At 34.4% G+C, this 13,664-nt stretch carries 11 protein-coding genes and 3 pseudogenes; 6 read left to right on the forward strand and 8 right to left on the reverse strand.

The window, feature by feature from the left end:
• Positions 1-28 precede the first annotated feature (28 nt).
• Both NHG98_RS05790 and NHG98_RS05795 read left to right on the forward strand, forming a co-directional pair.
• Positions 29-739, forward strand: coding sequence for a class II aldolase/adducin family protein (locus NHG98_RS05790; protein WP_096616529.1), 711 nt, complete (start codon positions 29-31; stop codon positions 737-739).
• Positions 740-869: 130 nt separating this feature from the next.
• Positions 870-2,048: a ribonuclease D gene (locus NHG98_RS05795; protein ID WP_096616531.1), complete on the forward strand. Its 1,179-nt coding sequence runs from the start codon at positions 870-872 to the stop codon at positions 2,046-2,048.
• 97 nt (positions 2,049-2,145) lie between these two features.
• Here NHG98_RS05795 and NHG98_RS05800 read toward each other — a convergent pair whose 3' ends face one another.
• The 5 genes and pseudogenes from NHG98_RS05800 to NHG98_RS05820 all read right to left on the reverse strand — a co-directional run bounded on the left by NHG98_RS05800 (position 2,146) and on the right by NHG98_RS05820 (position 5,730).
• Complete coding sequence (locus tag NHG98_RS05800; RefSeq protein WP_259245382.1) at positions 2,146-2,268, reverse strand: hypothetical protein; 123 nt, start codon at positions 2,266-2,268, stop codon at positions 2,146-2,148.
• Positions 2,265-3,061, reverse strand: a pseudogene (locus tag NHG98_RS05805) (IS5 family transposase). Before NHG98_RS05805 ends, NHG98_RS05800 begins: the two are co-directional and overlap by 4 nt.
• A 32-nt stretch (positions 3,062-3,093) precedes the next feature.
• Complete coding sequence (locus NHG98_RS05810) at positions 3,094-4,983, reverse strand: lipase family protein (RefSeq protein WP_259245383.1); 1,890 nt, start codon at positions 4,981-4,983, stop codon at positions 3,094-3,096.
• The gene (locus NHG98_RS05815; protein WP_096617690.1) at positions 4,980-5,540 is read right to left on the reverse strand and encodes a hypothetical protein; all 561 of its coding nucleotides are present in this window, start codon (positions 5,538-5,540) and stop codon (positions 4,980-4,982) included. Before NHG98_RS05815 ends, NHG98_RS05810 begins: the two co-directional genes overlap by 4 nt.
• The gene (locus tag NHG98_RS05820) at positions 5,530-5,730 is read right to left on the reverse strand and encodes a hypothetical protein (protein ID WP_096617692.1); all 201 of its coding nucleotides are present in this window, start codon (positions 5,728-5,730) and stop codon (positions 5,530-5,532) included. The genes NHG98_RS05815 and NHG98_RS05820 overlap by 11 nt, the downstream gene beginning before the upstream one ends.
• A gap of 86 nt (positions 5,731-5,816) precedes the next feature.
• Here NHG98_RS05820 and NHG98_RS05825 point away from each other — a divergent pair, with 86 nt between their 5' ends.
• Complete coding sequence (locus NHG98_RS05825) at positions 5,817-8,138, forward strand: DEAD/DEAH box helicase (protein ID WP_259245384.1); 2,322 nt, start codon at positions 5,817-5,819, stop codon at positions 8,136-8,138.
• Between the two features lie 300 nt (positions 8,139-8,438).
• Entirely contained in the window at positions 8,439-8,813 is a 375-nt protein-coding gene (locus NHG98_RS05830) for a hypothetical protein (protein WP_259245385.1), read from the forward strand.
• A gap of 89 nt (positions 8,814-8,902) precedes the next feature.
• Here the strand turns inward: NHG98_RS05830 and NHG98_RS05835 are convergent.
• Positions 8,903-9,662, reverse strand: a pseudogene (locus NHG98_RS05835) (IS5 family transposase).
• A gap of 62 nt (positions 9,663-9,724) precedes the next feature.
• Between NHG98_RS05835 and tnpC the strand changes: the two are divergent.
• Positions 9,725-10,925 (forward strand): annotated as a pseudogene (tnpC, locus tag NHG98_RS05840) (IS66 family transposase); the annotation flags it as partial.
• Positions 10,926-10,976: 51 nt separating this feature from the next.
• Complete coding sequence (locus NHG98_RS05845) at positions 10,977-11,909, forward strand: recombinase zinc beta ribbon domain-containing protein (RefSeq protein WP_096616898.1); 933 nt, start codon at positions 10,977-10,979, stop codon at positions 11,907-11,909.
• Positions 11,910-12,011: 102 nt separating this feature from the next.
• Here the strand turns inward: NHG98_RS05845 and NHG98_RS05850 are convergent, their stop codons facing one another.
• Together NHG98_RS05850 and tatB are read right to left on the reverse strand one after the other, a co-directional pair.
• Positions 12,012-13,394, reverse strand: a complete 1,383-nt coding sequence (locus NHG98_RS05850) for a PleD family two-component system response regulator (protein ID WP_096616899.1) — start codon at positions 13,392-13,394, stop codon at positions 12,012-12,014.
• On the reverse strand, positions 13,366-13,662 hold the full coding sequence (gene tatB / locus NHG98_RS05855; RefSeq protein ID WP_096616901.1) for a Sec-independent protein translocase subunit TatB: 297 nt from the start codon (positions 13,660-13,662) through the stop codon (positions 13,366-13,368). Before tatB ends, NHG98_RS05850 begins: the two co-directional genes overlap by 29 nt.
• Positions 13,663-13,664 lie beyond the last annotated feature (2 nt).

A 13,664-nucleotide genomic window follows, 5' to 3' on the forward strand; every position in this document is an offset into this window, starting at 1 on the left:
AATCTTCAGAAGATTCTAACAGAGGATTGTGTTGTTAACAAAGAGCAGAGTAAAAAGGGATCTAGTCTATGCCTATCAGATTTTGTCTTACCTTAAACTGGATGATCATACATATACTCACCTCTCGGTACGTTCTGAAGATCAAAAGTCGTTTTATATTTACCCATTTGGTATACGCTTTGACGAAGTGAATGAAAATTCATTGATGAGAGTATCACTAGATGGAAGTGTGATTGAGGGTACAGAATATCAATATAATAAAACTGGCTATATAATTCATGGTTTTGTTTATCAAGCAAGGAAAGACATTCAAGCAATTTTTCACCTGCATACACCTTCTATTGTAGCAGTTTCTTCTCTAAAAGATGGACTACTTCCAATAAGTCAATGGGCACTGCACTTTTACAATAAAATCTCTTACCATAATTATAATTCCCTAGCACTTAGCAATACAGAAGGAAAGAGGTTAATAGCTGATCTGAAAGAAAATTTTGTTATGTTAATGCGCAATCATGGATCTATAACGTGTGGTCGGACTATACAAGAAGCAATGTTTTACACGTATCATTTAGAACGAGCGTGCAAAACTCAATGTTTAACGTTAGCAATGAATAGGGAGTTATCAATTCCAAGTGAAGAAATTTGCTCAAAAGCTGTAAAGGATCTCCTATCTTTTGAAAGCAATTTTGGTGAGAGGGATTGGCACGCATGGGTTAGACTAATTAAAAGTAAGTTGTAAGAGGCTTTCGCACTACATCCAAGTAGGGAGTCCTATGCGTCAAGTTAAGAGGTTGTAAGCAAATTTAGAGAGGTTAAAGTGGATACTCTGACCTTACCCAGAAAAAGTAGAACCGCCAAGTGAAAAATATATGCTAATTAGTACAACATCAGAGCTGGAAGATACGTGTGAAGAATTAATAGCAAAAAAGCCGAAATTTATAGCAGTTGACACGGAGTTCATTAGAAATAATTTAACTTACTACCCAAAATTATCGTTAATTCAAATTTCTTACGGAGAGAAGAGTTTTATTGTAGACGCATTAGTGCCAGAAATTGATTTATCATTCATTAAGAAAATAATGCTAAATCATGGGATAACCAAAGTGTTTCATAGCTGCCGGCAGGACATAGAATCCTTACTCACTGTGTTTAAATGTATTCCCACTCCCATTTTTGATACCCAAGTTGCCGCTATGTTTTGTCATTATTATCATGACTTTATTGGTTACTCAAAAGTGGTAGAGCAATATCAAGGAGTAGTGCTGGATAAAATTAAAGCTAAAAATTCAGATTGGTTAAGGCGTCCGTTGTCCAAGGATCAGTTAGACTATGCAATAAACGACGTGGTACACCTATATGACTTATACCAAATATTGTGCAATAAACTTGAAGAAAATAATAGGACGTGTTGGTTTCAAGAAGAGATGGAATCAATAGTTAATATAAATAAGTATTTACATAGTCCAAAAGATGCATGGAAGAGAATTAAATTTAATTATGAAGCAAATCCAAGATTGGTATTAACTGTTAAAGCAGTTAGTGAATGGCAAGAGACCTTAGCACAGCGCTATAATATGAATCGTAATAAAGTAATTAATAATGCTGTCATAGCTGGTTTTATTGAAAAAAATGTAGAGCATGTTGATGAGATTTTAGATGATCTCAAGAGGAATGCAAAAAATATAAAAGATGCAGATTTACTAGAGTTTGTGAATATTTTTAATGAAAATGAAAAAAATTGGATGCAGCAAAACAGCATCTTACCGAATAATTATGACAAATCTGTATTCGATATACTCTCAATTATTTTAGATAGTAAATGTAAAGAAAGTAATATATCAAAGAAATTAGTTTCTTCAAAAGATGAGTTAACCGGGTCAATATCTGGGCAGATAGATAAACTATTCAAGGGGTGGAGATACGATTTTTTTGGCAGGTCAATCGAATTATTTCTGAACACAAGCTCAAAATTTGAGATTTCAGCAGTGAAATCCGCAAATAATACAACTAAAATTCGGAGTAATTTGGTGGAGAATAACTGTTGCTAAAGTAACTTAGATTTATCGACAATCGTCATTCCGCTGCTTGTTAGCGGGATCTAGAGATACCGCGGCAGTATGACCAAGGGAGAACAGTTGCTACGTGTTAGCGGGATCTATGCTTTGAGATACCGCGAATGAATCGCGGTATGACGGTTAAGTAGGGTGTCATCCCAGTGCCCAGACACTGGGATCCAGGAAAATTGATTAGACTTCTTTCAAAATTCATGTAAGGAGCTCAAAATTGTGGATAGCAGCAATCAAATTAAATCTTAAACCAAAACGTTTTCGTCGCTTTCTATATCTATCGGAAATGATTTTAAACCTTTTCAATAAGCCAATTACGTTTTCAAGTATTGCCCTGTGGCTCATAAGTGTCCTGTTCTCTTTTTTTTGTTCTTTGCTTAACGGATTCTTTTTCTTTTTCCTGTGCGATAATACAACATTTTTGTGTATCTTCTGCATTCCCCTGTAGCCAGCATCAGCTAAGATTTTAGTTTGCTGCTACTTTTGATTCTCTAAACATCCGAAAATCGTGTTTTCTGCCATTCGAGAAAGATGTGCATATGACTTTTCTTCTCTGTTACTATTTGTGTTTTTATAGTATGCCTTTTTTTCTTTCCAGAGTAGAAGGGCTTTTGCTTTTTTTTGGCCTCTCTACTGGCGTCTCAGTTCCGTCTATTACTAAAACTTCATATTCTACATCACTCTTTAATAGTTCTTTTTTTCCTGGTAATGCAAAATCTGGATATTTTATTAATGTGTCTTCTACCCATCTTATTATTTTAAAACAATTACTTTCACTCATGCCATAACTTTGTCCAATATGAAAATATGTGCGGTTATATATTCTAGTGCCATCAGTAGCCTGTCTTCTACGCAAAGTTTGCTTTTTCTTCCACTTCTAGCTTTTTTTCTTTCTCATCCATAATTTCTACCATTCGCTCAAATGTTGCTTTTTTTACCCCTGTTAAACGTCGAAACTTTTCTCCTTCTAACTTTTCTATTTCCTTATATTTCATGCTTTCAAATACTTGATCTTACACTCCTTCTTCTAATTTTGAAAGAAGTCTAATGTAACTGGAGGAGTTTGTGCAGAAAGTTCTTCCTTTCCACTGAGATAATTATTGTTAACAAAAAAAGCAATATAAGGAGGGTTAATTTTTAACCCTTTACTTCTTCCATGTCTATGTAAAGATGGCATCACAAAGGTTATAAACCCGTCTTCACCAGATTCAGAATCCTCATAAATTACTACTTTCTCTTCATTACTAGATCCAGAATATTTTATCATTTCAGAAAGTGAAGCATCTTTATGTTTGTTCTTTACTTGTTTAAAATATTGCTCATCACCATTTGAATGGGTATTTGGAATGAGGTAACTTGGTACAGTGGACACATTATACAATACTGTAACAAGGTAAGAAAGATAATAGTATATAGATACACTATTATCATACTTAAATTGGTCAGGTTCAAGATTTGCAATGAGATTGCGATACATGTCCAATGAATGAGCATAAAGTGAAGAACTACTACTTATTCTTAATTGTTCACCCACGTGTTTATAACCCATAGAACCAAGTGGTAATGAAGGTATGAAATCTGATTGATTAACTACTCTAATAGTTTTCTTTCCAAGGCGCTCTTCATAAACCTCAGCAGCAGCAGAATCTAAAACCCTTGGGGAAGCAAAAGTTGCAACATGCAAATCTTCTGTACCCTCTCTTACACTTAAACATAGAGCAGCTATGGTGGCAATAGCACCTCCCATACTATGACCTGTAAGGTTAATTTTAAAATCTTTAATTTCTAACTTTTGATCATTAGCATGTCCTTTTAATATCTCATAAACACTACCCCAAGAATCTTTAAATAAAGAGTAAAAACCTGAATGGATTTTTCCACCTTCAGGCAAAAGCTCACCTGAACTAGTCAAAATCATTTCAGCATCTTTCATGTAGTCAAACCAATTACGACTACCGCGGTAAACTATAGTTATTCCCTTATCTTTTATAAAAACATAACCAGCATGTCGATATGGTTGTTCATTATCACGCATATTATAGAATTGAATTATTTTATAACCTTCTTCCTTAAGTTTAGCTGGAACTCTATAAGATCTTTCCTCTAACTCAGAAAACTTTTTATTATTAAGATTATAATTACCAACATAATAGCCTACCTTAATAAAATTGGTCATCTCTAATAACTTCTCTTGGCTAAATCCTGCAATTTCAGTTTTGTTTAGTCCTAAAGCACCTGGCCTTTGCTCTTCTTGAATATCAGTTATTTCAAATTCATCTTGTTCTAGATTTGAATCACCTCCATTAGGTTCCTTTTCATTAAGCTGACTGGCGACACTGTTATCTACATTTATAGAAGTATGACAAGCGTTTTTATATTTTTGTTGAATGGTTAAAAACTCCACTCCTGAATTTTCAGCGAGTTTCAATATAAAATTTGTATACACATTTTGAATAATTGAGGAATGTTTTTCACGTATAACATTATCTAAAATAGTAACTAGACTATTTTGCAAGAAGGTCCGCCTATCTGTATCGCCTAAAAATTTGGGATCATTTTTAATTAAATCTAGTACTTTTATTATAAAATCTGTACTGCCAGTACATGAGGCGGCTTGCAAAACTAGGTCATAAATTTTTTGTTTTTTTTCCTTACGTCCATTACCTGCACTATCAATATTTTTTAGAACCTGGTTTTTAATTTGTTCAATAATTTTCTCATCTGCAAATGCTTCTTTATAGATTTCTTGAATTATTGAACCTTTCTTTTCAATACGTTCTCTGCACAAGTACTCAACAATTGAAACATGCTCCTGACTTATTGCAGTTTCTAAAAAAGTAACAATACACTTTTTTAATAGATCTTTTTTAGCCTGATCATCAATATATCTTTCAAGTGAATCCAGTACTATCTTCATAAAGTCTTTATTTTTAGCGAGAGATGCTGTTTCAAGCATGCCATATAAAGGGTTAAAGCTACTTGTTTGCAACACTTGTTCAAGATTTTTAAGACGTACTCAATAAGAACTGTACTTAGTAATTCTCGCTCTTGTCTTAGTGCTATAACTGAGAAAAAGCCAATCTTATTAGGTTCAACAAGTTGTACAACCTGATTTTTTAGTTCAATATAAAGGTCAGGAAATCTCTCTATAAAAGCTGCAATATATTTTTGACTGCCAATAAGTAGAGGTAAAAGACTCAAATTTCCTTCAGCAAAAAGTATGTCCTGGTATTTTTCTGCAAGTTTGTTATTAGCTGCAATTGCTGAAAGTACCAGCTCTTTTGCTGGATAACTATTTACTTGATCAAAACTATATTGTAACAGTATATTTGAATATATATGCTGGTGATCGCCTCTGTTTTGTAAGTCTAAACCAAGTTGCTTTAAACAAAAATCTCTGAAGCTTTCATTATCTAGTGTAACAGATTGGCCTTCATAACCTTCAATGTTGTACGATTCTATCTCATTCTCCATAATTATTACGCTCTATTGCATTATTTAGAATATCTATTATTTTAGTAAAAGTTAAACTTTCAGGAATTACAACAAATGAATCTTCGACTTCAATACCCGAGTCCCCAGAATTTTTCCTACTTTTAACTTTATTTTCTTTTGTAGCATCTTCTTCTGATGACGTAAGCCTGCCCAATAAACTCCTAACCATTTTTACCTCATAAAAATTACTAGAGTATAGCACTAAGCGTTAATTTTGCCAAGCAAACTCTATTGATCAAATATCAAGAAATCGCTATGGAACCAGAGGAACAAGTAAATGTTGCTATCTCTTTCATCCTTTTAGGGTATATAGAAGATAACTTTCCTGCATCTCTGGATAAGTATGGAGATAAGGACATCTTTGAATTATTCTTTACTGGAAATTCATATAAGTTTACTAAATTTGACAACAAAGAAATACCACAAGCGATTAATCTCTGGTTGTCACGCCTTTATTTAGCAGATAAGCCTTACAAATTCTATCTAATGATAAAAGATCACCATGAAAAATTTGAACTTGAGGTCCAGTTATCACTGGATGATGAGAAGTCATTCATAAAGCTGGAAAAAGCACTTTCTAATCAAAACGTAAAGCTTAGTATTTTATCTGATCTTGCACTTTTGTCTGAATATATACCTGAACTAGAAAAGTCGATTGACGATAATAGCACATTATCATTTAATTTAGATAATTTTGCACCATTATTTTTACATATCTTGCCTGTACTAAGAGCAATAGGTATCAAAGTTATTTTGCCGAAATCTTTACAAAAAATCTTCAAACCACAATTAAGTCTTAGTTTATCTGCCAAGGATAAAATAAAAGAAGATCGCGAAAGTTTTTTAACGCTGGAAAATTTATTGAAATTTGATTGGAAAGTAGCAATAGGAGATAAAAAATTAAGCGTTACAGAATTTAAAAAATTGCTAAAAGATTCCCGAGGGCTTGTGCGAATAGTCGATCAGTATGTGCTTTTGGATGATAAGGAGGTAGAAGCTTTATTAAAAAAACTTGATAAATTGCCTGATTATTTAAGTCAAGCAGAGCTTATGCAAGCTGCTCTAACAGGAGAAGTAAATGAAACTAAAGTAGCATTTGACCAGCAGCTTACAAGCTTATTTAATAAACTTAATACTTACACACCTGTTACTACACCAAATAATCTAATAGCACAACTACGCCCATATCAAGAACGCGGATTTAGTTGGCTTATACAGAACATAGAAACAGGGTTTGGTAGCATAATTGCTGATGATATGGGTCTTGGTAAGACTATACAGGTTATTGCAGCCATTCTATACTGTAAAAATGCAGGGTTTTTAGATCAAGGTAGAGTCTTGGTAGTAGCTCCAACAAGCATATTAAGTAATTGGCAACGAGAGATGGAACGTTTTGCACCAGAATTAAAGCTTTTCATCTATCACGGACAAAATCGAGAATTGGCAAGTGATTATGATGTAGCTCTAACATCCTATGGTCTTGCACGTCGTGATAAAAAAGAACTTAATAAAATTCGCTGGTTTTTGCTCGTGATTGATGAAGCACAAAATATAAAAAATCCTAATACCGAACAAACCAAGGCAATTAAAGCTATTGAGGCAACGCATAGAATAGCAATGAGCGGTACTCCTGTTGAGAATAGGTTACTTGAGTATTGGAGCATTTTTGATTTTATCAATAAATCTTATCTTGGTACCCCTAAGCAGTTTAAGACCTATTTTGCAACACCAATTGAAAAAGCAAGAGATAGAACTTGTCTAGAAAGGTTTATGAAAATCACTAGCCCTTTTATGTTACGTAGGCTTAAGAGTGATGAAAGCATTATTCAGGATTTACCAGATAAAATTGAGAATAATCGTTATTGTTCCCTCACTTCAGAACAAACAGCTCTTTATCAAAAGGTTGTTGATACAACTATGGAGAAGATAGAAAAAAGTGAAGGGATTGAACGTAAGGGACTAATCTTTAAACTTATCAATGCTTTAAAGCAAATTTGTAACCATCCATCACAGTTTGGCAAGAAAAAGCGTGCGAGTATTGAACAATCCGGTAAAATGCAGATGCTTGAGGAAATATTGATTAGTATTGGTGAAGTTGCAGAAAAATCATTGATATTTACTCAATACACTGAAATGGGTAAGATTATAGCTAGGCTACTTGAAGAAAGGTTTGAATCAAAAGTGCCATTTTTACATGGAGGACTTTCTCGAAAAGTGCGTGATACAATGGTTGATGATTTTCAAAATTCATTCCAATCAAATATTCTTATAGTGTCTTTAAAAGCTGGAGGAACAGGACTTAATTTAACAGCAGCAAATCATGTAATACATTATGACTTATGGTGGAACCCAGCAGTGGAAGCACAAGCAACAGATCGGGCCTATCGTATCGGGCAAGAACGTAATGTCATGGTGTACAGGCTACTTTCAACAGGTACATTTGAAGAGCGTATTGATGAGATGATTCAAAGCAAGAAGGAATTAGCAAGCCTAACTATAAGTAGTGGCGAGAGTTGGATTACAGAATTTAACAACGATCAATTAAGAGATTTAGTTAATATAAAAAATGCACTATAATATAGCTGAGTTATTTAATGTAAAGAACCAGATAACTACCGCTCAATAGTTCAAAATAGAGACAAAGATCAAAATTTACGTTTCCAATTTCATCATGTATAATGGAGACAAAGATTTATATTTTGTGTTTTATATTTCATTGGTAAGCAAAAAGCCTGTAATTACGTTTTAAGCGATTTCTAGGTACCTTCTTAGCGCCTGTAATATAATACACTAAAGCTTGAAAGAACTCATAGTACAATTTATCAGGGAGCAATAGTTAAGTCCAATGGGGCAGCAGACAGAAGTGTAAGAACTTATTTGCGTTCACCAACAGGCTTGCTAGAAGATATATCTGAACAAATTAATGCTATTAAGTTCTCCAATGAAGAGTTAAAAAATATACTTATTCACTACATTAAACTTTCAGCCCAAGAAGGCCATCCATTTACTCACACAGGTGGACCAGGAGTGTTTCAACAACGGCATAGATTACCAGCTGCATTTCATGGTGTTAGTAGGCACAGACTTGAACGTTTAGCACAGGAACTATTAAACGAAAGAAAAATAGTAAAAGGTATGGCTACAAACTCAAAAGAGGATAAATGGCTTGATATCAAAACTGGTTCTTTTGCCAGAGGAGAAGGTGAGTTTAAGCTGGATGCAGGGGAGTTCAAAGTCGCTAATAGTCTTTAAAGACAGTTCGAAAGGCCACACTGTGGTCTGGCTTTTCAAAGTAAAATCCAGCATAAATCTGCTATAATAAAATCTTTCTTAGAGCCTGTTCATAATCTTTTCAGAAGCAAAGCAGTGAAAGCAAATTTGCAAGCTGGTATTGAATTTTCGCTCACAATTTTTCCACAATCGCCTACATTTTTCCAACCAAGCAAAAGATCTCTCGACAACCCACCTTTTTGGCAATACAGCAAAGGTATGTAATTCGCTTCGCTTTATTACTTCAACAGTTGCACCAATAGTTGCTTTTATCTGTGTAGCAAAACTTTCTCCTGTGTAACCGGCATCAACCAGTATGTTTTTAACTTCAGAGTTTAGCATTTTTAACCATTTTCACAGCACTAGTTGCTTCTGCAGTCGTTACATAAATTGCATGCGGTAAACCTTGTGTATCTACAGCAATATGGCGCTTTATGCCTGAAATTTTTTTACCTGCATCATAGCCTTTTCTTTCAGCAGTATCTGCGTTTTTAACGCTTTGAGCATCAATTATACAGAAACTGGTTTTCTCTTTCCGACCATTGTTTCTTCGCAACTAATTTTTTTTAAAACACATTCCAAAATACTTTCTTCACCTATGCTCGGTTTTTCACTCCATTTTTTAAAGTAGTCGTAACAACTTCGCCACTTTGGAAACTCTTTCGGCAGCATCCTCCATTGACAACCACTTTTTAGGACGTATAACACTGCGCAAAATACATCATACAAATCAAGTTTTCTTGGTTTTGTTTTTTTTCTACAAGACTCCAGATCTGCTACGATAATCTCAAATTTTTCTCGACCTATGTCACTTGGGTATAAACTCCTCATATATCCTAATTTATATACATTATCTCTTAGTTTATTCCTTTCTTGAGATCATGTACAGGTTCTTAGAAATAGAGAATGCTGAACTAAGAGAGAGGTAAACTCAAGGAATTCATCTTTACCAAGTTCAAAAGAGCTGTACAAAATAAAAAAAGACACACCAGAAGATAAGTCAAAGTGCGGCAGGAAGATAGGTGGTCAAGTTGGACATAAAGGAAATTGCCGAGCTAAAATGGAAGCAGATGAGGTGGTGAAGGTAGAGTTACCAAATAGATGCGAGTGTGGTGAAAAGATCACAATATCAGAAAAACCATATGTCTATCAAAAAGTTAGAAATTAAGCCTTACGTAGTTGAGAGAACATGGTCGCTGTCGTAAATGCGGAAAAAGAAGGAGTAGCAAGTTACCAGAAGGCTGATACCTTTGGCCCTAGAGTTAAGTCAGTAATTACGGCATTGAGTGGGTTTTATAAAAACTCGAAGAGAGAAATAGCAAATATTATGAAGGATATTTTTAACTTGAATATAAGTATTGGCAGTATATCCAATAGTGAAGCAATGGTTGCATCGAAGTGTAAAGAAGCATATGAACGAGTAGAGAGAGCAAGCAAAGTTTTGCATATTGATGAAACTAGCCATTACACTAAGGGTAAACTTGGTTGGTGCTGGATGTTTGCCAACAATAAAGCAAAAGTTAGCAGATACAAGAGGAATGAAATTTTTAAAGAATAGTACATTTTGTGATTACAAAAACCTGGTAATTACTGACAGATATGCAGTTTACAACCACTTCAGTGATGAAAAACGACAAATTTGTTGGGCTCACTTATTGAGAAATTTCGAGAGGTTATCTCATAGTTGGAATAATGAGACTTGGCCATTGTTTAAAAGATGCAGCTAATGGATTGTTTGCATTAAAAAATGCTTTGCCAGAAAATGAAATTAGTATTTCAAAGTTAAGCCAAAGAATTACGAACAGTACTGCATGATAAAAATATCTTATATACTTGAAGCAAAAGGAGCTTCACGAACGGTAAAGGGTATTATAAAATCCGAGCCAATGATGTGGACATTTTTGGATGACCCATGGAATATCCCATTACCATGTTGAGCGACAGATACGGCATTATGTAGTCTATCGTAAGAATTCGTATTTTACACAGTCAGTACGAGGAAACATGTTTCTTGAACGGGTGATCTCATTGTACCTAACCTGGAGGCAAAAGAAGCTCAACCCTTTTCAAAATCTCCTATCTATTGTCTCTTAAGCTACACCCCTGAACGGATACAAGATTTGGCGTTCAGCAACAATTCTAGGGATGCTAAGAAATCCTGCATATAAAGGACAAGCAGCATTTGGCAAGTCAAGAAAGGTTGAAAGAAGAGGAAAAAGTAAACAAAGGGTAAAAATTTCTGTCCGTAATACAGATGAAGATAGTTGGATTTATATACCCGTACCAAAGATAGTTGATGAAGGACTATTTAATAAAGTACAAAAGCAACTGGATGAAAATAGAAAAAGAGCAAGAATGCAGAGAGGGAAAGAGACAAGCCTACTACAAAGTCTAGTTGCATGTCAAAATTGTGATAGTGCGTATAGTAGTGTGCACCATAGAAGTGGAGAAAAAACGCATAGCTATTATCGCTGTGGTGGTACCATATGTATTACTGATGGTGAGAAGAAATGTAACAATAAATTGGTTCGTGCAGATATGCTAGAAACAGCTATATGGGAGGAAGTAAAAAGTGTACTAAAAAACCCAGAGATGATAAAAAAGGAGTACCAACGTAGGATTTCAGAAAATAAGAATGAATTACTAGATGAAAGGTTTGCAAGACGTGAGAGTCAATTAAAACAAAGTATTAAAGAACTTATAAATGATTATTATATTCAAGAGAATACAAGTGAGGAAAAATATATAAGCAAGGAAGAATTTAAGCAGGCAATGAAAAAAATGAAGGAACGTTTAAAAGAGATTGAAGGAGAGAAGAAAAAGGTGATTGATCAAAAGGAACTACGGCAGAAAATGAATCTTATTACAAATAGCATAAAGGGCTTTTATTCTAGTGTTAAATCGGAATTGGAACACCTAGATTGGCAAGCTAAACGTAGTCTTATTAGGACATTAGTAAAAGAAGTCAACATTGATCTTGATGAAGTAAATGTGGTATTTAAGATCAAAGAACTTGAAAACCCCGTCCAGAATGGACAAAATCAAAAGATGGCACATTATCTAAGGGGTCTGGGATGACACCCCACTTGTGGCCCAAACTACAACGTTCGTACAGTTGTGCGCGGTATCTCAGCCGCTAACGAGTAGCGGAATGACGGTTGTCGGTAAACTTAAGCCACTTTAGCTATAGCCAGTAACCACTCTATTTCTACCACTGTTTTTTGCCTTATATAAATATTTGTCAGCACGTACTATAAATTTTTTAATATCGTTAAGGTCAGATCCTTGCATTTCTGCAATTCCAATGCTCACAGTTATGTTATGGGTTGTATTTTTGTCCGCAAGTATAAAAGGTTCTTTAGCAATAATTTTTCGTATTCTCTCCGCAATAGTATACGCATCTGATACATTGGTATCTGGCATTACAACAACAAACTCCTCACCACCAAATCTAGCTAGTAAATCTGTCACTCTGATATTTTCAGAAATTCTTTTCTGTACTTGCTTTAAAAGTTCATCTCCAGCATTATGCCCAAAACTGTCATTCACTATCTTAAAATAGTCTATATCAAGTATCATAAGAGACAACCTTCTATCCTTTTCCACAGAGTCCTTAACAATGTTTCTTAAGTGTGCATCAAAATATCTTCTATTATAACAGTTAGTTAATGGGTCCTTTATAGACATTTCCGCATTATTAAATAAATTCATTCTCAAGGCATCTTGATATCTTTTTCGTTTTACTTGCGAATTAACCCTTGCTATTAACTCACCCTCATCCAAAGGTACTGTTAAATAATCATTAGCACCTACATCAAGTGCTTTTACTAAATTGTTTTTATCATAATCCTCAGAAAGAATCAGAATTGGTGTATAGCGTGTTTCTACTTTACTACGAAACTCAGAACACAAACGCAGGCCGTCAGTTTTTGAAAACTGCATATCAGAAATGATCAGGTCGTAATTATTCTTAATACCAACTTTTAATGCCTCCACTGGATCACTCAGTATTTTAATTGACCTAAAGCGGTGCTTTAGTACATTATATATCTGCTCTGCTTGAAAGACATCTTCATCTACAACAAGTATGTTAGCATCAAAAATCTGATTAGAATAATCCATAATACTGTTTCCTGCTACTCCACCAATCTCAGCGTTGGTTTCTCCTCTTAAACGCAATTCATCTATAATCATTTTTAAGCGCGTGAGAGACTTGATCCTTGCAGATAAAGCAGTTTCGTCTATTGGTTTAGTCAGAAAATCATCTGCACCAGCATTAATGCCCTGTACTCTATCATGAGCGTCATGCAGCGCAGTTACCATAATTATTGGAATATGGGTTGTCAAGGGATCATTCTTTAGCTCCTTACAAACTTCAAAGCCATTCATTTTTGGCATCATAATATCGAGTAATATAATATCGGGCTGCTGTTTTGCTACTAAATCCATGGCTTCCTCGCCATCATAGGCCACGATAACCGTATAGTACTCTGCTTTTAGTCGAGCTTCTAAAAGCTTAACATTACATAGTACATCATCTACTACTAGGATCTTTGCTGTCATTATCTTTGGATGTATTATCTATATCGTAAGTAGGATAAAGCTTACCATTTTTACCAACTATGTAATTTACTTTCTCAGTATTACACTCTTTATATAAGTCTTCAATTCCTGCGTCTTTCAATAACCTCCTAGCTTTTGATTTTATAATCATAAGATACTTATATGTATTCCTAATCAGATCAATAAATACAGGCACCTTATTTTTATCAAGAACAATTATGCTCACTAAAGCAACGACCAAAATTTCTGAAAGACCTATATTAAACATTT

It is taken from the genome of Wolbachia endosymbiont of Aedes albopictus (assembly GCF_024804185.1).
Lineage (GTDB): Bacteria > Pseudomonadota > Alphaproteobacteria > Rickettsiales > Anaplasmataceae > Wolbachia > Wolbachia pipientis_B.